Source organism: Candidimonas humi (assembly GCF_019166065.1).
Taxonomy (GTDB): domain Bacteria; phylum Pseudomonadota; class Gammaproteobacteria; order Burkholderiales; family Burkholderiaceae_B; genus Candidimonas; species Candidimonas humi.
The window spans coordinates 306,431-328,576 of the sequence record NZ_JAHTBN010000002.1; the positions used below are offsets into that span (position 1 = coordinate 306,431).

Here is a 22,146-nt window from a genome sequence, read left to right on the forward strand (position 1 = left end):
ATGAATTCGATGCCGTGCGACATCGCGAATCCTCGTGACGCTTGCCGGCTTGCTACGGCCCGCGCCCGGTCCGGCTGCAGAACGCCAGCGCGTTCGAGCTTCCGGCGGGCCAACTGGACGACGCGCCAAGTTCTCTAAAGAGGCGGAAATCAGGAAGTCTGGAGCACCTGGCCCGAATCGAACACCAGGCGTCTTTCCGGCCATTGCAGCGCGGCAAGGCGGAAACGCGAGCCTTCGATCGGCCGTCCGGCCTTGCGGTCGCGCCAACGTGCTCCTACCGAAAAGTCGACGCAAAACACATTGCGGTGCTTGCCGTGCCAACTGATGGGGTCTATGCCGTTGAACAACTGGCTGTAGCGCGCGACGCCGCTACGCGGCGGATTGAACATGCGCCAATAATGGCCGATCACTACCGGCACCGGGTCGTCATAGTCGTTCCACCAATTGACCCGGTCGGAGAAGCGCCAGCGGTTGCCGGCAAAAAAAGGCTGGTCGGTCAGGCGTTCCACCCCCGAGGTCAGCACTTTCAGCGGATTGATCATCTGCTGGGTTGCTTCGTATTGCGCGATGGCGTGCAGGAACGGAGGAGGATTGTGTTCATCCTCGAGTTCCCTGGCCCAGTGTTGTCTTTCTTGCTGGTAGCGGTGGTACAGGCCCGTAGTGTCGGCGGTGGTCTGTGCCAGGCGGTCCCAGCGCCGGAATTGTTCCGCGACGCTGCCCAGGGGCAGCGACTCGATCGCATGGATCGCTTCGGGCGTCCAGGCCGCGTGCACGACACGGATGTCCTCGCGTTGCAGGGCGACCGGAAGGCTGCCCAGGAATTGCCTTATTTCGTCGCGTTCCGAGGCCGGCGTGCGGCTGAAGGGTGCGTAGAACTTCAGGTCGTTTTCGTGGCGCTCGTCGAAGAACCAGCCCGAGCCGTCCTTGGCATCGTCGGTCAGCAAGTTCATTTCGTGGTTGCCCAGTATGACACTGGCGCTGCCGTGTTCCACCAGGTCTTGTACGTGGCGGATCACGCCATGGCTGTCGGGCCCGCGGTCGCAAAGATCACCGACGAAAACCAGCCTGCGGCCGCGCGGATGCTTGCCGTGCGTGTCGTAGCCCAGGTGAGCCAAGAGCTTCACCAGCGCGGTTTTTTCTCCGTGGATATCGCCTATGATGTCCAGCGGATTATCGGGCAGTCTTTGGACCAGATGCATAGTGAATCCAGAATACCACGGCCGATAGGCGCGGGCGCTGCATGTTGGCCCTGCGTGTTAATCTCTACCAAGATAAACAGGCCGTAGATCATGTCAGACAAGGACGATAGCCATCTCGCCGAAACGCGGGTCGACAGCCAGGTTCTGGTGCAGGGCGGCTTCCTGCAAATGCGCCGCGACACGGTGCGCCTGCCCGACGGCGCGCTGGCCAGCCGCGAATATGTAGTGCATCCCGGCGCCGTGGTGGTCATCCCCTTGCTGGATGACGGCCGCGTCCTGCTCGAGCGCCAATACCGTTATCCGGTAGGCCGCGTGATGACCGAATTCCCGGCAGGCAAGCTCGATCCCGGCGAAGATCCCCTGGATTGCGCGCGTCGCGAACTACTGGAAGAAACCGGCTATACGGCGAAGCAGTGGGCCCACGCCGGGGCCCTGCACCTGGCCATCGCCTATTCCACCGAAATCATCCACATTTTCTTCGCCCGCGGCCTCGTGGCCGGCACGCCGCGGCGCGACCAGGACGAATTCCTGGAAGTCACCAGCGCCACCGTGGACGAACTGTCCCAGGCCTGTCGCAATGGCGGCGTGACGGACGCAAAGACACTTACCTGCATGCTCTGGCTGCAGAACGTGCAGTCCGGAAACTGGCGCCTGGACTGGCGCGACCTGGAAGGCTGAGTAAGGCAAGGCCGGCGCGCCTGAGCCGGGTCTCTGCCCGGTGCCGCCTGCAAGGCTTGCAATGCCGCCGTGGGCGCGAAGATGCGATTTCATGGCTGTGAACTTCTGATATACGGCGCTAGAGCAAGTGGTCTGGCCTGTTCAGAATTCGGGCGCAAGAAACGAAGTTCCGGCCGATACGATACCGGCTATCTTTGCGTATATCGACTGTTTACGTCCGGAGCAATCATGAGCCGTAATGCAAAACGCGCCGAGCCTGCCGACGCCTATATAGATGCGACAAGCCGCTGGGCCGCCGTGCTCGCGCGCGATACCGCCGCCGACGGCCATTTTGTCTATGCCGTCAAGACCACCGGCGTCTATTGCAGCCCCAGTTCATCGGCCCGCTTGCCCAGGCGCGAAAACGTGGAGTTCTTCGATACCCCGCAAGCTGCGCAGGCAGCGGGCTACAGGCCCAGCCGCCGCGCGACGGCGGATCGCGGCACAGCGGCGAAACGGCGCGCCGCAGTGGTAGAACAGGCCTGTCGTCTCATCGAGACCTCGGATCCGCAGCCCGGCTTGCAGGAACTAGCCGCACAGGCGGGCATCAGTCCGTTCCATTTTCACCGCATCTTCAAGAGCGAGACGGGCCTTACGCCCAAAGACTATGCCAGCGCCCATCGCGCTGGCAAGCTTCGCCGCGCCCTGGGGCGGGCCGGCTCGGTAACCCATGCCATCTACGACGCCGGCTTCAATTCCAACAGCCGTTTCTACGAGAACTCCGAGGCCATGCTGGGCATGCGGCCCGGAGATTATCGCGGCGGCGGCAATCATGCCGAAATCCGTTTCGCGGTTGGGCAGTGTTTCCTCGGCGCGATCCTGGTGGCGCGCAGCCAGCGCGGCATCTGCGCCATATTCCTGGGCGACGATCCCGACCGGCTGGTGCACGAACTGCAAGACCAGTTTCCCAAGGCGCGCCTGATCGGCGGCGACCGGGATTTCGAGCAATTGGTCGCGCAAGTCGTGGGTTTCATCGAATCTCCCGAACAGGGCTTGAACCTGCCCCTGGACATACGCGGCACCGCTTTCCAGGAGCGCGTATGGAAAGCCCTGCGCGAGATCCCCCCCGGCGTTGCGGTCAGCTATGCCCTGGTGGCGCAGCGCATAGGCTCGCCGCGGGCGGTGCGAGCCGTGGCGCAAGCTTGCGGCGCCAACCGCCTGGCCGTGGCCATACCCTGCCATCGCGTAGTGCGCCGCGACGGCGATCTTTCCGGCTATCGCTGGGGCGTGGAGCGCAAGCGCGAACTATTGAGGCGCGAAGGCTCGATGCTGGAAGATGGCGAGGCCTGACATCAATCGGTTTTCAAAGAGATAAGAATCTCTTGTATGAGTTTTGCGTATGACATGATTGCCGGCAAAGGCCGATGGCGATCGGCCCGATGGTCGACGCATATCGGCGTGCCCGCTACAAGGCGGCCGCCATCTCCGCAAGCTTGGCAATGGTATTGATATTGCGCGCCGTCCCCAATTCGGCGGCAGGGATCTTGAATTTCGACTTCCCCATGCCCGAGGGGTACGATACATAGATTTCCCGCTTGCCCAGCCTGGCTTCTTCATCCTGGCGGCCGCGCGCATGCTCGAGCGCGTCGGGCGCAGGCGCCGCATCGAGAAAGATCGCCACGCTGCGGTTGGGGGCAGAATCGGGAAAAGGATAGTCTTTCAGCACATCGGCCATTTCCTGTGCCGTGCGTACCACGACACCCACGGGCTTGCCCGCATATTCCCGCAAGCGCTGCTCCAGCCTGGTTTTGACCTGGTTTTCGGACAGCGGGCTCGAGAACACCACATTGCCGCTGGCGATATAAGTACGAACTGCCGAGAAACCTTCGGCAGTACACATGGCCTGGAGTTCGGCCATGGGCAGCTTGCCGGTGCCGCCGACGTTTATCGCGCGCAACAGGGCTATATAGGCAGGCATGAATGTTCTCCGCACCTAGGTATTGCAGGAACAAGATTGCGCAAGGTTTCGAAATCCCCTGGCCTTGATCGAATATTTGATTTGCACAGTATATATGGCGCCTGGCTGAACATAGGCGACTGATCGCCACCCATGCTGTTTCAAGGACCACCCCAGGTTCTCATGGGCGGCCTGGTATTTGAGCGGCCCGGCACCGGGATCTGTATTGGTGATGTTCGGGGGTCACTCCCAGCGGGCAGTATCGCCCAGTGCGACACTTACCTGACGCGCTGCCGCCTGGACCGGTTCAATGTGTTGCTGGCTGAAGCGGCTGGATGGCATCGACAGAGAGATGCAGCCTTCCAGCTTGCCGCCCGCGCCGAAGACTGGCGCGGCAATACCCGCTAGTTCGGGCGTGCGGTCGCCCACGCGGGAAAACACCATGTCGCGCCGGATCTGCGCATAGAGCGCGCCTTTGGCGCCGTCGAAAGCCATCAGCAATCGACCGCCCACCCCACGATCGAGCGGTAGCAAATCGCCCACATTCGCATGGTCGCGTACTGCCTGTTGCGAATCCACACGGTACAAGCACAGGCGGCTATTGTCGCCATGGATCACATGGAACGACGCGCTCTCTCGCGTCTGCTCGACCAGCTTGCGCAGCACCGGCATTACGAGGTCTTCTTGTGAAAAGGCGGCTGTATAGGCTGCGTGCAGTCGTACCACCTCGGCCCCGAGCGCATAGCGGCCGTCGTCGAGTCGTTGCACGAGCCCGAAATGCCGCAGTGAAGCCAACAATCGTAGCGCCGTACTGTTGACGATCTGCGTGCGTTGTGACAGCTCGCTCAGCGATAGAGAACGGTCTTGTGGCTGGAAGGCGGTCAGCAGCAGCAGAGCACGGTCCACCGCGGCCACGCCGCCTTCCTGGGCCGAAGAACGGATGGGAGCGTCGCTATGGTATCGGGGCATAGTGCGGAAACGGTCGTGTAGAGGCGCGGAAAGAGCGCCTGGCCGGATTGACGGGCGTACTGCGTTGGGATAGACTTCTATCGATTGTTATTGAATTTTATCTAATAGAAATAAAAAACGCAAGCGGAAAATAACACGCAAGCCTACGGCAGGAGACATTTTCAATGTTCAGCTCTCGTTCTATCAGTATTTCCCGACGCCGCTTCGCGGTTGCGATGCTGGCGACGCCATTCGCTGGCGTGGCGCGCGCCGCAGCGTCGTTTCCGTCGCATCCGATAACTTTGATCGTCGCTTCTTCGGCTGGTTCTAGCACCGACTCGGTGGCACGTCTCACAGCCAAGCAAATGAACCAGTTCTTCAATTCGCCGGTGATCGTCGAGAACCGGCCCGGCGCGGGCAATATCATTGGCTGGACCACGGTGGCGCGCGCGCCTGCCGATGGCTATACGCTGCTGACCACTGAACTCTCGTACGTCATCGCACCTGGCGTGGTCGCACACCTGCCCTTCGATGCCCGGCGCGACTTCGCGCAGATTGTGACTATTGCCTCGGTGCCGCACGTGATGGCAATCAATCCATCCGTGCCGGCGAAGAACGTGCAGGAATTCATCGCCTATGCCAAGGCCAATCCCGGCAAGCTCAATTTCGGCTCGGGCGGCCTGGGGACCAATCCGCATATGTGCGGCGAGTTGTTCAAGAGCTTGGCCGGGGTGGACTTGGTGCACGTGCCATACAAGGGAGCCGCGGCGGCTACGCAAGACCTGCTGACCGGCCAGATCCAGATGCTCACATCTTCGATACCAACCATGCTTCCCTACATCAAGTCGGGCAAGTTGCGTGCGCTGATGGTTACCAGCGACAAGCGTTCGCCTGTGCTACCCGATGTTCCATCGGCAGTCGAGGTCGGCATGCCGAAAATGGTCGCCACTTTCTGGGTCGGTCTGGCCGCGCCGGCGAAGACGCCTGCGGCGGTGATTGCACGTCTCAACCAGGCCGTGGTCGAATCGTTGTCCAAGCCGGACTTCAGGAAACGTCTGGCCGACATGGGTATGGACCCGATCGGTAATACTCCGGCCCAGGCAACTGAGTTCGTAAGCAAGGAAATCGATCGCTGGGCTGCCGTGGCCAAGACCGCCCATATCCAGATTGGCTAATTGCCACACCCATATCTTTCACCATTCCCTGACATGAAAATCGAACGAATCGAAGCGATCCCGCTACGCATGCCACTCGCGCGGCCCCTGAAGGCTGCCACCGCACTCGTCACCCAGCGCTGCACGGTGCTGACCCGCGTTTACACCAGCGACGGCATCGTCGGCGAGTGCTTCAGCAACAACGAAGACCAGGGGCAAGCCGAAATCGTACGGTTGATACACGAGGAACTCGTACCGTTGCTCGTCGGGCGCGAGGCCTTTCATGTCGAAGCATGCTGGCAGGCGATGCAGCCGATCACTCGCAGCATTGTGCGCGATCGGCGGCTAGCGGTGCGTGCCATTGCCTGTGTGGACGCCGCGATCTGGGACGCCGTGGGCAAGGCGCTGAATGCTCCGCTGCATCGCCTGTGGGGAGGGCAAGGCGACGACGTGGCAGCCATCGCGATGGGCGGCTACTACTGGCCCGAAGACGACCTGATCAAGGTTGCCAAGGAAATGGAATCATTGCGCGAGCAGGGCCTTGCCGGCTGCAAGCTCAAGGTCGGCGCGCTCACGCCGGAGCAAGATGCCGAGCGCGTGCGAGCGGCGCGCGACGGCGCGGGCCCCGGCTTCTGGCTGATGGCCGATCCGAACCAGGGCTGGAGCTTCGACGAGGCGCTGCGCTTCGCGCGCCTCGTTCGGCCCTATGACATTCGTTGGCTCGAAGAACCCTGTCATTGGCAGAACGACCGGCTCGACCTGGCACGCCTGCGCCGCACGGTCGACATCCCGCTATGCGCGGGCCAGAGCGAGATCGCCAAGGCCGGCTGTCGTGATCTCATGGCCGCAGGAGCCATCGACATCTGTAATTTTGATCCGAGCTGGGGTGGCGGACCGACCGAATGGCGTAAGGTAGCTGCGTTGGCCGAGAGTTATGGCATCGGCGTGATGTCGCACCTGGAGCCGCAGGTAGGTGCGGCGCTGGCCGCGGGTGTGCCGAACGGCGTCTGTGTCGAGTTAATGCAGCCCGACCGTGACCCGCTCTATCACACACTGTTGGAAAACCGCCCTCCCATTCGCGACGGCCGCATGCAGTTGAGCGAACTTCCGGGCTGGGGGTTGAGCCTCGACGAAAAGCTGGTAGAGCAACTGCGCTCGGCTTGAGCTAGTGCTTCGAAAAGACAAAAACACAGGTCTCGGATTGCGGGGAAAAACGACGCCGGCACCCGGCGTGGGCGACCTCGTTTCGGGCATTTGAATTTCACCCGCAAAGGCTTTCATATGGCACATCATTTTCCCAACGGCGCCGACGTACTCGTAAGCGAATGCGGGCCGCGCGACGGCCTCCAGATTCTTAGCGAAACGATGGCGACTCACCACAAACTGCGCTGGATCGATGCGCTCTATGATGCCGGATTGCGCGAGATCGAGGTCTGCTCTTTCGTGCCTGCGCGGTTGATGCCGCAAATGGCCGATGCGGTGGAGGTCGTCGCCCATGCCAGGACACTGCCAGGCCTCACGGTACTGGCGCTGGTGCCCAACCTGCGTGGCGCGAGAGCGGCGTTCGAGGCCGGTGCCGACAAGATCACGATCCCGGTTTCCGGCAGTATGGCGCACTCAATGGCGAACGTGCGCAAAACACCGGACGAGCAAGTCGCGGAAGTTGCACGCATCGTTGAATTGCGCAACGAGCTTGCTCCCCGCGTGCCTATCGAGGCCAACATCTCGGTCGCATTTGGCTGCACGATGGAAGGGCGGGTGTCGGAAGACGAGGTGATCCGCCTGGCTGTCGCGCTGGTCGCGGCCGGCGTCGACGATTCGGGCTTGTCGGATACCACGGGCTATGCCAATCCGGCTCAAACCAAACGTCTTTTCACTCGCCTGATCGGCGAAATCGGCGACAAGGTCGGTGGCGCCCATATGCATAACAACCGCGGACTGGCGCTGGCGAACTGTCTGGCTGCCTACGAAGCGGGCGTGCGCATCTTCGATTCTTCAGCCTGCGGCTTGGGGGGATGCCCGCACGCGCCAGGCGCGGCCGGCAATGCGGTGACCGAAGATCTGGTCTTCATGTTCGAGTCCATGGGGATCTCTACGGGTATCGACCTTGCCAAGCTGTTGGCCGCGCGCGAGCATATCGTGACTGGGCTGCCCGACGTGCCTCTCTATGGCATGACGTGGGATTCGGGCCTGCCCAAGGGTTTCGTCGCTGCGAAGGAAGCCCGCCATGTCTGAGTCGACGAGCGAACGCGCGCTGCCCTATGCCGGCGTGCGGGTGGTCGAGTTCACCCATATGATTATGGGGCCAACCTGCGGCATGCTTCTGGGCGATCTGGGAGCGGAGGTCATCAAGGTCGAGCCGATCGAGGGCGATCATACGCGCAAGCTGGTGGGCTCGGGTACCGGCTTCTTCCCGATGTATAACCGCAACAAGAAAAGCATCGCTCTCGACTTGAAGACCTCCGCGGGCCGCGAGGTGGCGTTGCGCCTGATCGCCAGCGCCGATATCGTGAGTGAAAACTTCAAGCCCGGCGCCATGGAGAAACTTGGCATGGGCTATGCCACGCTGTCCAGGTTGAATCCGCGCTTGATCTACGTCACGCACAAGGGATTTTTGCCCGGTCCCTACGAGCGCCGCACGGCGCTCGACGAGGTAGTGCAAATGATGGGCGGCATGGCCTATATGACCGGCCGGCCCGGCGATCCGCTGCGCGCGGGCGTGAGTATCAACGATGTAATGGGCGGCCTGTTCGGCGCTCTTGGCGCCATGGCGGCTCTACGCGAGCGGGACACTACCGGCCAAGGGCAGGAAGTGCAATCTGCCTTGTTCGAGAACAACGTCTTCATGGTTGGCCAGCACATGCTGCAGTACGTTGTCACCGGCAAGCCTGCGTCGCCGATGCCGGCACGTATCTCGGCGTGGGCCATCTACGATGTGTTTACTGTGCGCGATGGCGGGCAGATTTTCCTGGGTGTGGTCAGCGATGGCCAGTGGAAGGTCTTTTGCGATGTCTTCGGCTTTGCCGAATGGAAGGACGACCCGCGCCTACTCACCAATGCCGACCGCGTCCATGCTCGCGAATGGTTGATGCCTATGCTGCGCGAGCGCATGGCTACGCGCAGCACCGCCGAGTTGTCGGAGATCTTCGAGAAGCACGGCCTGCCATTCGCTCCGATCGTGCGGCCGCAGGATCTGCTCGACGACCCGCACTTGTTTGCGTCTGGCGGCCTGGCGCCCATGACTTTGCCCGATGGCGCCAAGGCGTATGCGCCGTTACTCCCGATCACTCTCGGCGACCGGCGTCCGGGCATCCGTCTGGATCCGCCGCGGATCGGCGAGCATACCGATGCGTTGCTGCGTGGCGCGGGCTACGACGATGCAGAGATAGCGACGCTCAAGGCTGGCCGAATCGTGCATGCCGATACGGGAGCGCAGCGAACGCGCGGATCGGTGGCGTAAGGAGGCAGGCGCGATTCGTCTGTCTCTTTGGCGGATTCGAGTTCGGTCTGCGCGAACCGGAAAAAAGCGATTTATTTGCAAAGAGCAGGAGTTCGTCGGCGAGGCGTCGATGGACGTTCTGGGAAATCGCGTCACTTTCCGATGCAGAAACTGGAAAAAATCTCCCCCAGCAAATCGTCGCTGGTGAATTGCCCGGTGATGGCGCACAAGTCATTGTGCGCCAGGCGTAGTTCTTCGGCGAAGAGATCCAGCGCCTGGTCGTCGCGATCGGCGTGCCTGACAGCAAGGTCGACGTGGTTGGCGGCCATTTGCAGTGCCCGCAAGTGGCGTTCGCGGGCGAGCCAGGGGGATTCGGCGCCGGGGTTCCAGCCGGCTATGTCCAGCAGTTGTTTGCGCAGCGCATCGAGACCAATGCCGGTCTTGGCCGAGATTCCGAGTGTAGATGGGACGCCGCCGCCCGGCGATGAAGGGGTATTGGATGTAGCGGTGTGGCCGGCGAGCGCGGGAAGGCCGGCGGGGTCGTGCGTTTCAGCGCGGTCTTTGCCGGGCTCGTGGCCCTCGGCTTGTGCGGAGCATTGTGCCAGGCCGGGAATCGCGGCCAGCTCGTCCGGCGCCAGCAGGTCGATCTTGTTATAGACGGTCAATACAGGCGTGCGTGCGGGCAGGCGCTGCACGATGGCGCGGTCGAGCTCGTCGCCGGGGCGGCGCGCGTCCTGCAGGTGCAGGATGACGTCGGCCTTTTCGATTTCCGCCCAACTGCGTGCTATCCCCAGGCTTTCGACGGTGTCTTCGGTGTCGCGCAGGCCTGCGGTGTCGACGATGTGCAGCGGTACGCCGTCAATATGGATTTGCTGCGCGACTTTGTCGCGCGTGGTGCCGGCGATGGGGGTGACGATGGCGATGTCGTCGCCGGCCAGGGCGTTGAGCAGGCTGGATTTGCCGACGTTGGGCTGGCCCGCCAGCACGACGTGCAGGCCGGTGCGCAGGATCATGCCTTGCCTGGCCTGGGCGATCAGGGCGCGCAGTTCTTCCTGTATATGCGCCAGGGCGGGGCGTGCCTGGTATTTTTCCAGGAAGTCGATTTCTTCTTCGGGGAAATCCAGCGTGGCCTCGACCAGCATGCGCAGGTGCACGAGGCGGTCGGCCAGGGCGTTGACGCGGGCGGAAAAGGCACCGCTCAGCGAGGCCATGGCGCTGCGCGCGGCGGCTTCGGACGAGGCGTCGATGAGGTCGGCGACGGCCTCGGCCTGGGCGAGGTCCAGCCTTTCGTTGAGGAAGGCGCGCTGGGTGAATTCGCCGGGTTCGGCGTGGCGCAGGCCGAGATCCGAGCCCGCTTCCAGGCAGCGCCGCAGCAGGCGCTGCAGCACCGCGGGACCGCCGTGGCCCTGTAGTTCGAGCACGTCCTCGCCGGTATAGGAGTGGGGCGCCTTGAAATACAGGGCGATGCCGGCATCGATGGCCTGGCCCGCGGCGTCCTTGAACGGCAGGTAGTGGGCATGGCGCGGCGCCAGCGCAATGCCCTCGAACAGCTTCGCGATCAAGGGCCCCAGGTCGCGCCCGGAGACGCGCACCACGCCTATGCCGCCGCGGCCGGGGGCGGTGGCAATGGCGGCGATGGGGTCGCTGGCGGAGGCGGTCATGGCGTGTAGTCGAGAGGTATCGGGGCGGGTGTGAGGGCGGCCTGCATTCCGGCCCGGCCGTGGGCGGAACCGGCGGACAAGATGAATTGTAAAGGGGCGCCCCGGTTGTTGCCGCGGCGAATGCCACAGGGACGTGCTTGATTGCCCGGCAGGCGACACCCGGCGGCGGAGCAGGGAGAGGATACGGGCTACGCAACCAACCCGGCACGCCGATTTATTCCCGGCGAACTGGGTTCGCTTGGACGATAGGCCGCACTCGGCTATTCTGGCGGAATCGCACCGCGGCGGATGAGACTTTGGCCCGCCGGCAATTTGCACGGAACCATCATGTACTTCGACACCAGACTCTGGGCGATGACGCGGGGAACGCGGCCGCGTATTGCCTTGTGCGCATTATTGGGCCTGCTCGGCCTGGCAGCGGGCATCGCCCGCTTCGCGTTGCTGGGGCAGTTCCTGGCGCGGCTGTTTGCCGGTGCACCGGTGGCGGCGCTGTGGCCGCCTTTGGCAGGCACGGCCGCGGTCATCGTGTTGCGCGGCTTGTTCGAGCATTTGTTGAATACGCAGGCCAACGCCAACGCGGCGCGCATCCAGGAACGCTTGCGCGCGCGCCTGTATGACAAGATCGTGGAACTGGGGCCGGCGTGGTTCGGCGGGCAGCGCACCGGCGGGGTCATGCTGGCGGTGATCGACGGGGTCGAGCAGTTGCAGGTGTTCTTCGGGCGCTATTTGCCGCAATTGTTCGTGGCGGCTTGCGCGCCGGTAATGATCTTCGCCTTCATTGCCTGGTGGGACTGGCCGGTGGCGCTGGTGCTGCTGGTGGCGGCGCTGATCACCCTGGTATTGCCGCTGGCCTCGCATCGCGCCAATCGTGTCGCGGCGCAGGGGCGGCAGGAGGCTTTCAAGGAATTCGGCGAAGAGTTCCTGGATGCGGTGCAAGGCCTGCCTACGCTCAAGGCCTTCGGGCAGAGCCGCGCCTGGGGCGAGCGCCTGGCGGCGCACGCGCGAGCGCTGTCGGACAACACTTTCAAGGTGCTGGGCCGCGAGGTCTCGGCGCGTTTTCTCACCGACCTGGGCATTACGCTGGGCGCGGCCGCGGCGCTGGCGCTGGGTGCCTGGCGCGTGTCGCATGGGCAGATGACGCTGGCGGCGCTGCTGGTGGTGTTGATGGCCGGCACGGAAATATTCCGCCCCTTGCGCGACCTGCGTTCGGTGCTGCACAGCGGCATGGTCGGACAGTCGGCCGCGGGCAGTGTGCATGAGCTGCTCGAGGCCCAAAGCAACGCGCCGCGCGCCGCGCCAGGGGCCGGAGGCTTGCGCGCGGGGCCGCGGGGCTTGCCGCTGGCGCTGCGCAATGTGACGTTTGCATATCCCGGTGCGCAATCCGCCACGCATGCGGGCCTGGATTTCTCGGTGGTGGCGGGCGAGCGGGTCGGCATCGTGGGGCCTAGCGGCGCGGGCAAGTCGTCGCTGGTGCAGTTGCTGCTGCGGCTTTACGACCCGCAAGAAGGCGCCGTCGAAATCGACGGGACGGATTTGCGCCGGCTCGATCCGCAAGCGGTGCGCGCGCTGATTTCCGTAGTGGCGCAAGACAGCATGCTGTTTCACGGCACGGTCGAGGAAAACTTGTTGCTGGCGCGGCCCGATGCCACGCGCCCGCAAATGGAGGCGGCCGCGCTTGCGGCCAATGCGCACGATTTCATCATGCAATTGCCGCAAGGCTATGACACTGTGCTGGGCGAGCGCGGCGCACAGCTCTCGGGCGGCCAGCGCCAGCGCCTGGCGATCGCTCGCGCGCTGCTGCGCGATGCGCCGATATTGATCCTGGACGAAGCGCTGTCTTCGGTGGATGCAGCCAACGAAGCCGAGATCCAGCAGGCCCTGGACCGGCTCAGCCGCGGCCGTACCACGCTGGTGTTGGCGCATCGCCTGTCCAGCGTAGTGAGCGCCGATCGGATCCTGGTGCTGGATGGAGGCCGCGTGGCTGAAACGGGCACGCATGCCAGCCTGATGACCGGCGACACGCTATACCGGCGCCTGATGGGGGCGCAGGATGGCGGGGCGTCGGAAGACGAATACGCCGCTATTGCAGCGGCCGGCGAGCGCCCCCACGCCGACGAGGATGCCGTCGACGCCACGGCCGCGAAAGATAGCTCGGCGCCGCCGCTGGACGACGACGCGCGGCATGTCGAGTCGGGCAAGGTCTTGCGCACGCTGTTGGAAATCATCCGGCCGTGGCGGCGCAGTTTTGCCGTCACCGTCGCCAGCGGCATAGGCCGGGTGGTGGCATTCATAGGCGTGTCCGCGCTCAGCGCGCTGATCATTGCGCAGCTCAAGAACGGCGCGCCATATGGCGGCCTGCTGGCGGGGCTGTTCGTCGCGGCATTGGCCGCGGCCACGCTGCATTGGGTCGAGTCCTGGCTGGCGCATTCCATCGCCTACCAGTTGCTGGCCGAAATGCGCATCGCGCTGTACGACAAGCTCGAAGCCCTGGCGCCGGCGTATTTGCTGCGGCGCCGTTCCGGCGACCTGGTAGGCCTGGCCACGCAGGATGTAGAAACCGTGGAATACTTTTTCGCCCACACGGTGGCGCCGGCTTTCGTGGCGGTATTGGTGCCGCTGGTGGTGCTGTTGATTCTCGGGCTGACGGCGTGGCCTCTGTTGTTCGCGCTGCTGCCGTTCCTGGCGTGGGCGGCGGCCACGCCGGTGCGCAGCCGCGCGCGCGTCGATGCCATGGGCACGCGCGCTCGCGCCGGGTTGGGCTTGCTTAGCGCCCATCTGTCCGAGACCATCCAGGGCTTGCCGGACTTGCTGTCGTTCTCGGCCACGGACAGGCGCCGCGACGCCTTCCTGGCCTTGGTGCGCCAGTACCAGGCCACGCGGCTGGCGCTGCTGGCCGACCTGTCGCGCCAGAGCGCCTTGCTGGAAATCGCCACCGGCCTGGGCGGCCTGTCCGTCGCCGCGGTGGGCGCATGGTGGGTAATGCAGGGGCATCTCGCGGCGGCGACGCTGCCCTTGCTTATTTTGCTGTCGGTCGCGGCTTTCCTGCCGGTATCGGAGATCGCTCAGGTCAGCCGCCAACTGGCCGATACCTTGGCATCGACGCGGCGCCTGCGCGCCGTGCATGACGAGCCGGTGACGGTCGTCGGCGGCAAGCAGGCGCCGCCCCTGACGCAGGGCGGCTTGTCGGTGGACTTCGAGCATGTGTCGTTCACTTATCCGGGCCGCAGTGTCGCGGCGCTGGATGATGTCAGCCTGGATCTGCCGGCGGGCTCCACCTTGGCGGTGGTGGGCCCGTCGGGGGCCGGCAAGAGCACGATCGCCAGCCTGCTGTTGCGTTTCTGGGACCCCGCGCGCGGTGCACTGCGCATGGACGGGATCGATCTGCGCGACCTGACGCTCGAGGCGCTGTATGCCCGCGTCGCCTTGGTGGCCCAGGACACCTGGCTGCTCAACGGCACGCTCGAAGACAACATCCGCCTGGCGCGTCCCGGCGCGTCCGTCGCCGATGTGCAGCATGCGGCTGAACAGGCGGCCCTGGGCAGTTTCATTGCGACGCGTCCGGAAGGCCTGGCTACCCGGGTCGGCGAACGCGGCGTGGCGCTGTCGGGCGGCCAGCGCCAGCGCATCGCCATCGCGCGCGCGTTTCTGCGCGACGCGCCCATATTGGTGCTGGATGAAGCAACTTCTCACCTGGACGCGGTCAGCGAAGCCCAGGTGCATGAAGCCTTGGCCAGGCTGATGCGCAACCGCACGACCTTGATCATCGCGCATCGCCTGTCCACTGTGCGCCAGGCCGATGCCATAGCTGTCGTCGACCATGGCCGCGTTGTCGAGCAAGGCACCCACGCGCAGTTGCTGGCGCGCGGCGGTGCATACGCGCACCTGGTCAGCCGCCAGCTGGCGGCGGCGCGCCGGGCGGCATAGCCGCCGGGTCTGTCCGGCCTGCGTCGCGTGCGCCCGGGAACACCGGCGGCACGCGATTGCCGCGCGCCGCTTGCGTGGATCTGAGCAAGCCTTTTGCGTGCTCGATCCGCGGCGTCCTCCGCCGGCCGCGGCCGCGGTCCAAATAAGCATTATTCGAAATCGCTAATGCGTCTCGCCCGGCCATAACGCAATAATTCGCGTTGCCTGTCGAGGACTGTGGCGTGCCTGGCACGTGCCGGGCTGTCCGCAAAGAGCCGCCGTTCGCCTGTGTTTGTCTTGCGCAGCGATGCCGTCGGCGTGCGCGCGTGCGCCTTGCGCCGCAGGCCGTGCGACAGGTCCCCTTTCCGCCCAGGGAAGGAAAAAAAGAAATTCAATATCTTCAATAACGGACGGAGACTCTATGGGTATCAAGAAGCCAGTACTGGCCGGTTGTGTTCTGGCCGCCGCGCTATGCGCAAGCGGCGCGGCCAGCGCCGATTCCAGCGTCGAACTGTATGGCCAGGTGGATGCGTGGCTCGGCGCGCAGAGAAACCCCGGGCCCTACGATCGTTCCTGGACGCAGGGCGGCGGCGGCATGTCGACCTCGTACTGGGGCCTCAAGGGTTCCGAGGATTTGTCGGGCGGCTTGAAGGCGGTGTTCGCGCTGGAGGATTTCTTCCTGCCGCAGACGGGCGCCATGGGCCGCTACACGGGCGATGCGATGTTTTCCCGCAATGCCTATGTGGGGCTGCAAAGCGATACCCTGGGCAAGGTGACGATAGGCCGGCTGACGACGCCTTACTTCGTGTCCACGATATTGTTCAACCCCTTCGTGGATTCGTACACCTTCTCGCCCATGGTGTTCCATACCTACCTGGGCGCGTCGGGCCAGGGCATCGTCGGGGATTCGGGCTGGAATCAGTCCGTCATGTATTCCACGCCGTCGTACAACGGCTTGTCGGCCAATGTGATCTACGGCTTCAGCGGCGATCCCGATCATTCGGGCCAGAACAAGTGGGGCGCCAATGCCTTGTATTTCCATGGCGCATTTTCGGCGACCGTGGCCTACCAGCAGGTCGAGTTCGACAGCACGCCGGGCGATCTGGACACCCTGGCGCCGGGCTTTCGCCGCCAGCAGGCCGTGCAGGCCGGCGCGGCCTACGACTTCGGCTTCGCCAAGCTGTTCGGGCAATACCAGTACATCAGGAATGTCATTGGCGGCGGCGATGTGACGATGAACGGCGGACAAGTGGGCGTATCGGTACCGCTGGGCCACGGCAGCGTCCTGGCCTCATATGCCTATACGGGCAGCAGCGGCGCGAGCGATGTCAAGCGCAATACCTGGGCCTTGGGATACGACTACACCTTGTCCAAGCGCACGGACGTCTATGCGGCGTATTTTTCCGACAAGATAAGCGGCCTGTCGCGCGGCGATACTTTCGGCGTGGGCATACGCACGAAGTTCTGATCGAGGAGTAGCCGGCAGCGCGGTGCTTTGCCCGGCCCGCGCCTCGGCCGTCGGCGCCGGGGCGCGGGAGCCAAGCTCCCTGCCCGAGCGCGCCAGACGCACCGGCCTGCTGCCGCCTTGCAAGGCGGACAGCGAAGCCGGCGCAATGCGCTACAGCTACAACCCCAGCGCGGCCTTCACACCGGCGCCATAGGCCGGATCGGCCTTGGTACAGTGTTCGATGTGCAGCAGTTGCACCTCGCGAGTGACCCCGGCTATGGCCCTGGCGGTGTTGTCGAACAAGGCCTGTTTCTGGGTGTCGTTCATCAGGCGGAACAAGGCGCCGGGTTGCGAATAGTAGTCTTCGTCCACCCGGTGGTTCCAGTGATCGGCTGCGCCTTCCAGCGACAGCGGCGGTTCGCGGAAATCGGGCTGTTCCTGCCATTCGCCCTGGGCGTTGGGTTCGTTGCCGGTGATGCCGCCGTAATTACCGTCGACCCGCATGGCGCCGTCGCGATGAAAGCTATGGAACGGGCACTTCGGCGCGTTGACCGGAATCTGGTGATGATTCACGCCGAGACGGTAGCGTTGCGCATCGCCATACGAAAACAACCGTCCCTGCAGCATGCGGTCGGGCGAGAAGCCTATGCCGGGCACCACATTGGCCGGGTTGAACGCGGCCTGTTCGATATCGGCGAAGAAGTTCTCGGGGTTGCGGTTGAGCTCGAGCACGCCGACTTCGATCAAGGGATAGTCTTTGTGCGGCCAGACCTTGGTCAGGTCGAAGGGGTTGATGTGGTATTTGCCGGCTTCTTTTTCGGGCATGATCTGCACGAACAGCGTCCAGCGCGGAAAGTCTTTTTTCTCGATGCTGTCGAACAGGTCGCGCTGCGAGCTTTCGCGGTCGCGCCCGACGAGTTCGGCGGCTTCCGCGTCGGTCAGGTTCTGTATGCCTTGCTGCGTCTTGAAGGTGAACTTCACCCAATAGCGCTCGTTGCCGGCATTGATGAAACTGAAGGTGTGGCTGCCGAAGGCATGCATGTGGCGGAAGTCGCGCGGAATGCCGCGGTCGCTCATGACGATGGTGACCTGGTGCAGCGCTTCGGGCAGGCCGGTCCAGAATTCCCAGTTGTTCTGGGCGCTGCGCATGCCGGTGCGCGGGTCGCGCTTGACGGCGTGGTTCAGGTCGGGGAATTTCAGCGGATCGCGAAAGAAAAACACCGGCGTGTTGTTGCCGACGAGATCCCAGTTGCCCTCTTCGGTGTAGAACTTCATGGCCACGCCGCGTATGTCGCGCTCGGCGTCGGCCGCGCCGCGCTCGCCGGCAACGGTCGAGAAGCGCATGACCACCGGGGTTTCCTTGCCTACCGAGGAGAAGATCTTGGCGCGCGTGTATTGAGTGATGTCGTGGGTGACCTTGAATGTGCCGAAAGCACCGGCGCCCTTGGCGTGCATGCGCCGTTCGGGAATGACTTCGCGGTCGAAATGGGCGAGCTTTTCTATCAGCCATACATCCTGCAGCAGCGCGGGGCCGCGCGGGCCGGCGGTCAGGATGTTCTGGTTGTCTGCAACGGGAGCGCCGGCGGCGGTGGTGAGCTTTTTCACTGGTGACCTCCTGTGTGGGTATCTAGGGGGGCGGGGCCCGATTCTCGGGTGGGGCATCCCGCGAAGGATGCCGGCGGGCAGTGTGCGCTCGCGCCGGACCGAAACCCAGCATAGCCGGGAAAAGCTTAAAAATGAAGGCAATTAAATCTAATTATTCAATAGTTGACGGCTATTTATCAGCCGATAGCCTTTCTTGTTCGTTTAATTTCTTACAATTGCGCGCCGGGTTCCCGGCATCCCTATGTCCGGACCGGCGCGCGGCCGCTGCGATTTTCGAGCCCGGGTTCGCGCGGTGTTTCCCGGCCAGGCTCAGATTCCCATGTGGCTTTGCAGCGCGGCGTGCTGTGCGGCCAGCTCTTGCGAGTTCCCTGACCACACCACGCGGCCTTTTTCCACGATGTAGTGGCGGTCGGCCAGCGGCAGCAGCGAGCCCAGGTTCTTGTCTATGCACATGATCGACAGGCCGGTGCGCTTGAGTTCGCCCAGGCAGCGCCAGATCTCGGCGCGGATCAGCGGCGCCAGGCCTTCGGTGGCCTCGTCCAGGATCAGCAGGCGCGGATTGGTCATGAGGGCGCGGCCTATGGCCAGCATCTGCTGTTCGCCGCCCGACAAGTTGGCGCCCAGGTTGCCGGCGCGCTCGCGCAGCCGCGGAAACAGCGCATAGACTCTTTCCAGCGTCCAGGGCTGCGACGCCTTCTGCAGATTGTGTGCGGTCGCCAGCAGGTTCTCGGCAACGCTCAGGTTGGGAAAGATCTGGCGCCCTTCGGGCACTAGGCCGATGCCGGCGCGCGCCACTTTATACGAGGCGATGCCGGCGATTTCGCGGCCTGCCAGGCGGATCGAGCCTCGCGCCGGCGCCATCAAGCCCATGATGGACTTGACCGTCGTCGACTTGCCCATGCCGTTGCGGCCCAGCAGGGTGACGAACTCGCCCTCGCCCACTTGCAGGTCCATGCCGAACAGCACCTGGCTGGCGCCGTAGAAGGATTCGATCTTTTGTACGTCGAGCAGCATGGCGTTCACGATACCGCCTCCTGCCATGGCGCGGCGGCGGCTACGCGCGGGGAATTGCGGTCTGCAAGGAGATGGCGCGGCATGTTCATGACGGCATGGCCTCGTCGCCCAGGTAGGCATTGCGTACTTCGGGATTGGCGCGGATCTCTTCGATCGGGCCGCAAGCGATGGCGCGTCCGTACACCAGCACCGTGATGCGGTCGGCCAGGGCGAAGACCGCGTCCATGTCGTGCTCGACCAGCACGATGCCGTATTGGCCTTTCAGGCTCAGCAGCAAGTCGGTCATGAGACGGGACTCGCTTTGGCTCATGCCCGCCATGGGCTCGTCCAGCAGCAGCAGGCGCGGCTTGCCGGCCAGCACCATGGCCAGTTCGAGCTGGCGCTGTTCGCCATGGGCCAGGTCGGCCACCGGGGTATGCAGGCGCGAGCCCAGCCCGACGCGCTCTAGCGCCTGGGCCGCCGGCTCGACCAGTTCGGGCTGGCGCAGCGTCGGCGTCCAGAAGCGGAAGCTGTGGCCCTGGTGCGCCTGCGCCGTCAGCATGACGTTTTGCAGGGCCGTGAACTCGGGGAACACCGAGGTGATCTGGTAGGAGCGCGCCAGGCCGAGCAGAGCGCGCCGTTCCACGCGCATGCCGGTGATGTCCCGGCCGTCGAAGTGGATGCTGCCGCCGTCGGGGCGGATTTCACCGGCCAACTGGGCGATCAGCGTGCTCTTGCCGGCGCCGTTGGGGCCTATGATCGCGTGCAGCTCGCCTGGACGCACATCGAGATCGAAGTGATCGGTGGCCACCAGGCCGCCGTAGCGCTTGAGCAGCCGGCGCACGCTCAGCAGGTTCGCGGCGCCGGCCATCCCGGCCATAGGCGCGCCGCCCGGTTGGCCGGGCCCGGACTGGTTTGCGTATTCCTGGCGTTGCGTGGACCCGTTCATTGCGTCTCTCCGCCAGCGGCGCTGGGGCTCGCCGAGCCCGGGCCGCCGGGCGTGCCCCGCCAGCGCGCCTCGGCGCCGCGCAGCAGGCCGACCAGGCCCTGGCGGCTGAGGATCACGATCAGCACGATCAGCGGCCCGAAGATGACCATCCAGTGCTGGGTCATGGCCTTGAGCCATTCTTCGACCAGGATCATGCCCACGGCGCCGAACAGCGGGCCCGTCAGGGTGGCCATGCCGCCCAGCACCACCATGGCGATCAGGTCGCCCGAGGTCGTCCAGGACATGTACGAAGGCGAGGCGAATTGCGTCAGGTTCACATACAGCAGCCCGGCGATGCCGCACACCATCGCGGATATCACGTACGCCGTCAGGCGGTAGCGGAAGGTGGGATAGCCCAGCGCCTTCATGCGGCGTTCATTGAGGCGGCTGGCGCACACCACCTGCCCGAAGCGCGAATGCACCAGCCTGCGGCACCCATACAGGGCCGCGCACAGCAGCACGAAGGCCGCGCCGTACAGCAGGCGCGCATCGCTCAGCGGCAGCGTGCCGTAGCGGCTGGCGGCGGCCAGCGTCATGCCGTCGTCGCCGCCATAGCGGCTGAGGCTGACGATCAGGAAGAAAAACATCTGGGCGAATGCCAGCGTGATCATGATGAAGGCGATGCCGCTGGTGCGCAAGGCGATGCTGCCTGTAAGCGCGCCGACCAGCGCGCAGACCGCCAGGGTGGCCAGGAGCTGCAGCCAGCCGTTGTCGATGCCGTGAAAGCTCATGATGCCGGCGACATATACCCCGAGGCCCAGATACAGCGCGTGTCCGAAGCTGACCAGCCCGGCGTAGCCCAGGATGAGATTCAGCGACACCGCGGCGAGGGCGAATATCAGTATGCGCGTGGCCAGCGTGAGCGCGAAGGGCTGTGCGGCAAGCGCCGCGTACACGGGGACCAGGGCCAGCACGATCAGCAGTGCAATGGCCAGCAGCGCGTCCAGGGACCATCGGCGACGGGGGTGTGTAGGCATCATCGGGTGGGGGCCAGGTTCGTATCGGTAGCGTCGATAAGGGTAGTGTGTTGCGTGCCGGGGCCGGGCCTTGGAGCGTGGGCCGCGCGGAGTGTGGCCATCAGGCGTTCTTCACGGGAAACAGGCCGCGCGGCCGGATCGCCAGCACCACCGCCATCAGCAGATAGATCATCATCGAGGCCAGGGCCGGGCCGGCGACGTCGGCGGTGCTGCGGTCCAGGAAGCTGCGCAGCAGCGACGGCAGCACGGTGCGGCCCAGCGTGTCGACCACGCCCACGATGAGCGAGGCGTAGAAGGCGCCGCGGATGGAGCCTATGCCGCCGATCACGATCACCACCATGGTCAGTATCAGTATGGGCTCGCCCATGCCGGCCTGCACCGACAGTATCGGGCCGGCCAGCAGTCCCGCGATGCCCGCCAGCACGGCGCCCAGGGCGAACAGCAGCGAGTTGAGCAGCACAATGTTCACGCCCAGCGCGCCCACCATGGCGCGATTGGTGGCGCCGGCGCGGATCAGCATGCCGACGCGGGTGCGGTGTATCAGCAGATAGCAGCCCAGCGCCACCAGCAGCCCGGCGCTGATGATGACGAATCGGTAGGTGGGATAGGCGATGCCGAACAGGTTCACGGCGCCGGTCAGGAAATCCGGCACTTCCATGTAATAGGGCGAGGCGCCCCAGATCATGCGCGCCAGCTCGTTGAAGAAAAGGATCAGGCCGAAGGTGGCCAGTACCTGGTCCAGGTGGTCGCGCTGGTAGAGTTTTTTCAGGGCCACCCATTCCACCAGCAGGCCCAGCGCCAGCATGGCCGGCACCAGCAGCAGCGCCGCCAGCAGGAACGAGCCGGTGTAGTTGTACAGGCTGGCCGCGAAAAAGGCGCCCATCATGTACAGGGAGCCGTGCGCCAGGTTGACGAAGTTCATGATGCCGAACACCAGGGTCAGGCCCGCCGCCATGAGGAACAGCAACACGCCCAACTGCAGGCCGTTGAGCGACTGGATGATGACGAGGGCGAGACTCAAGCAAGAACTCCTGGGTGGTATTGCGATGCCGCGGGGCGGGGCGTGCAGGCGCCCTGGCGCCGCCGTCTTGCCGCGCGATCGCCGCGGCCCCGGCGCCATGCCGGGAGGCATCCGCCGGACGCTGCCCCGCCGGAGCGGGGCTTGCGTCCAGCCGTGCTGCCCGCGGCCGGAGCGGCGCGCATGTCCGGCCCGGGGCG

17 protein-coding genes are annotated in these 22,146 nt (G+C 64.5%); 8 read left to right on the top strand and 9 right to left on the bottom strand.

Annotated elements, in window-relative coordinates:
• Positions 1–149 precede the first annotated feature (149 nt).
• The gene (locus KVP10_RS04870; protein WP_217963345.1) at positions 150–1,199 is read right to left on the bottom strand and encodes a metallophosphoesterase; all 1,050 of its coding nucleotides are present in this window, start codon (positions 1,197–1,199) and stop codon (positions 150–152) included.
• Positions 1,200–1,289: 90 nt separating this feature from the next.
• Between KVP10_RS04870 and KVP10_RS04875 the strand changes: the two genes are divergently transcribed.
• Both KVP10_RS04875 and ada read left to right on the top strand, forming a co-directional pair.
• Positions 1,290–1,877, top strand: coding sequence for an NUDIX domain-containing protein (locus KVP10_RS04875; protein ID WP_217963347.1), 588 nt, complete (start codon positions 1,290–1,292; stop codon positions 1,875–1,877).
• A gap of 228 nt (positions 1,878–2,105) precedes the next feature.
• The gene (ada, locus tag KVP10_RS04880) at positions 2,106–3,206 is read left to right on the top strand and encodes a bifunctional DNA-binding transcriptional regulator/O6-methylguanine-DNA methyltransferase Ada (RefSeq protein ID WP_217963348.1); all 1,101 of its coding nucleotides are present in this window, start codon (positions 2,106–2,108) and stop codon (positions 3,204–3,206) included.
• 115 nt (positions 3,207–3,321) lie between these two features.
• Here the strand turns inward: ada and KVP10_RS04885 are convergent, their stop codons facing one another.
• Positions 3,322–3,834 (bottom strand): DUF1697 domain-containing protein, encoded by a 513-nt coding sequence (locus KVP10_RS04885; protein ID WP_217963349.1) that lies wholly within the window; start codon positions 3,832–3,834, stop codon positions 3,322–3,324.
• A gap of 222 nt (positions 3,835–4,056) precedes the next feature.
• On the bottom strand, positions 4,057–4,728 hold the full coding sequence (locus KVP10_RS04890; protein ID WP_343218688.1) for an IclR family transcriptional regulator: 672 nt from the start codon (positions 4,726–4,728) through the stop codon (positions 4,057–4,059).
• A 374-nt stretch (positions 4,729–5,102) separates the two neighbouring features.
• On the opposite strand from KVP10_RS04890, the gene KVP10_RS04895 reads away from it, so the two are divergent.
• The 4 genes from KVP10_RS04895 to KVP10_RS04910 all read left to right on the top strand — a co-directional run bounded on the left by KVP10_RS04895 (position 5,103) and on the right by KVP10_RS04910 (position 9,375).
• Positions 5,103–5,936 carry a tripartite tricarboxylate transporter substrate binding protein gene (locus KVP10_RS04895; protein ID WP_343218689.1) on the top strand — a complete coding sequence of 278 codons (834 nt, stop codon included), beginning with the start codon at positions 5,103–5,105 and terminating at the stop codon, positions 5,934–5,936.
• A 33-nt stretch (positions 5,937–5,969) separates the two neighbouring features.
• The gene (locus KVP10_RS04900; RefSeq protein WP_217963351.1) at positions 5,970–7,079 is read left to right on the top strand and encodes a mandelate racemase/muconate lactonizing enzyme family protein; all 1,110 of its coding nucleotides are present in this window, start codon (positions 5,970–5,972) and stop codon (positions 7,077–7,079) included.
• A gap of 117 nt (positions 7,080–7,196) precedes the next feature.
• Positions 7,197–8,150 carry a hydroxymethylglutaryl-CoA lyase gene (locus tag KVP10_RS04905; protein ID WP_217963792.1) on the top strand — a complete coding sequence of 318 codons (954 nt, stop codon included), beginning with the start codon at positions 7,197–7,199 and terminating at the stop codon, positions 8,148–8,150.
• On the top strand, positions 8,143–9,375 hold the full coding sequence (locus KVP10_RS04910) for a CaiB/BaiF CoA transferase family protein (RefSeq protein WP_217963352.1): 1,233 nt from the start codon (positions 8,143–8,145) through the stop codon (positions 9,373–9,375). Before KVP10_RS04905 ends, KVP10_RS04910 begins: the two co-directional genes overlap by 8 nt.
• A gap of 131 nt (positions 9,376–9,506) precedes the next feature.
• On the opposite strand, the gene mnmE is transcribed toward KVP10_RS04910, so the two are convergent.
• Positions 9,507–11,015, bottom strand: a complete 1,509-nt coding sequence (gene mnmE / locus KVP10_RS04915) for a tRNA uridine-5-carboxymethylaminomethyl(34) synthesis GTPase MnmE (protein ID WP_217963354.1) — start codon at positions 11,013–11,015, stop codon at positions 9,507–9,509.
• A gap of 327 nt (positions 11,016–11,342) precedes the next feature.
• Between mnmE and KVP10_RS04920 the strand changes: the two genes are divergently transcribed.
• Positions 11,343–14,939, top strand: coding sequence for an ABC transporter ATP-binding protein/permease (locus KVP10_RS04920; protein WP_217963355.1), 3,597 nt, complete (start codon positions 11,343–11,345; stop codon positions 14,937–14,939).
• 400 nt (positions 14,940–15,339) lie between these two features.
• Positions 15,340–16,386: a porin gene (locus KVP10_RS04925; protein ID WP_217963356.1), complete on the top strand. Its 1,047-nt coding sequence runs from the start codon at positions 15,340–15,342 to the stop codon at positions 16,384–16,386.
• A gap of 156 nt (positions 16,387–16,542) precedes the next feature.
• Here the strand turns inward: KVP10_RS04925 and KVP10_RS04930 are convergent, their stop codons facing one another.
• The 5 genes from KVP10_RS04930 to KVP10_RS04950 form a co-directional block, all read right to left on the bottom strand.
• Positions 16,543–17,970, bottom strand: coding sequence for a catalase (locus KVP10_RS04930; RefSeq protein WP_343218690.1), 1,428 nt, complete (start codon positions 17,968–17,970; stop codon positions 16,543–16,545).
• Between the two features lie 309 nt (positions 17,971–18,279).
• Complete coding sequence (locus tag KVP10_RS04935; protein ID WP_246600403.1) at positions 18,280–18,984, bottom strand: ABC transporter ATP-binding protein; 705 nt, start codon at positions 18,982–18,984, stop codon at positions 18,280–18,282.
• A gap of 85 nt (positions 18,985–19,069) precedes the next feature.
• Positions 19,070–19,834 (bottom strand): ABC transporter ATP-binding protein, encoded by a 765-nt coding sequence (locus KVP10_RS04940; protein WP_217963793.1) that lies wholly within the window; start codon positions 19,832–19,834, stop codon positions 19,070–19,072.
• Between the two features lie 74 nt (positions 19,835–19,908).
• Positions 19,909–20,931 (bottom strand): branched-chain amino acid ABC transporter permease, encoded by a 1,023-nt coding sequence (locus tag KVP10_RS04945; RefSeq protein ID WP_217963360.1) that lies wholly within the window; start codon positions 20,929–20,931, stop codon positions 19,909–19,911.
• Between the two features lie 97 nt (positions 20,932–21,028).
• Positions 21,029–21,949: a branched-chain amino acid ABC transporter permease gene (locus KVP10_RS04950; protein WP_217963362.1), complete on the bottom strand. Its 921-nt coding sequence runs from the start codon at positions 21,947–21,949 to the stop codon at positions 21,029–21,031.
• Positions 21,950–22,146: the final 197 nt, after the last annotated feature.

Excerpts from the sequence above, each read along its gene's own strand:
- KVP10_RS04870 (WP_217963345.1), bottom strand. The coding sequence starts at position 1,199 with ATGCATCTGGTCCAAAGACTGCCCGATAATCCGCTGGACATCATAGGC.
- KVP10_RS04875 (WP_217963347.1), top strand. The coding sequence starts at position 1,290 with ATGTCAGACAAGGACGATAGCCATCTCGCCGAAACGCGGGTCGACAGC.
- ada (WP_217963348.1), top strand. The coding sequence starts at position 2,106 with ATGAGCCGTAATGCAAAACGCGCCGAGCCTGCCGACGCCTATATAGAT.
- KVP10_RS04885 (WP_217963349.1), bottom strand. The coding sequence starts at position 3,834 with ATGCCTGCCTATATAGCCCTGTTGCGCGCGATAAACGTCGGCGGCACC.
- KVP10_RS04900 (WP_217963351.1), top strand. The coding sequence starts at position 5,970 with ATGAAAATCGAACGAATCGAAGCGATCCCGCTACGCATGCCACTCGCG.
- KVP10_RS04905 (WP_217963792.1), top strand. The coding sequence starts at position 7,197 with ATGGCACATCATTTTCCCAACGGCGCCGACGTACTCGTAAGCGAATGC.
- KVP10_RS04910 (WP_217963352.1), top strand. The coding sequence starts at position 8,143 with ATGTCTGAGTCGACGAGCGAACGCGCGCTGCCCTATGCCGGCGTGCGG.
- mnmE (WP_217963354.1), bottom strand. The coding sequence starts at position 11,015 with ATGACCGCCTCCGCCAGCGACCCCATCGCCGCCATTGCCACCGCCCCC.
- KVP10_RS04920 (WP_217963355.1), top strand. The coding sequence starts at position 11,343 with ATGTACTTCGACACCAGACTCTGGGCGATGACGCGGGGAACGCGGCCG.
- KVP10_RS04925 (WP_217963356.1), top strand. The coding sequence starts at position 15,340 with ATGGGTATCAAGAAGCCAGTACTGGCCGGTTGTGTTCTGGCCGCCGCG.
- KVP10_RS04935 (WP_246600403.1), bottom strand. The coding sequence starts at position 18,984 with ATGCTGCTCGACGTACAAAAGATCGAATCCTTCTACGGCGCCAGCCAG.
- KVP10_RS04940 (WP_217963793.1), bottom strand. The coding sequence starts at position 19,834 with ATGGCCGGCGCCGCGAACCTGCTGAGCGTGCGCCGGCTGCTCAAGCGC.
- KVP10_RS04945 (WP_217963360.1), bottom strand. The coding sequence starts at position 20,931 with ATGATGCCTACACACCCCCGTCGCCGATGGTCCCTGGACGCGCTGCTG.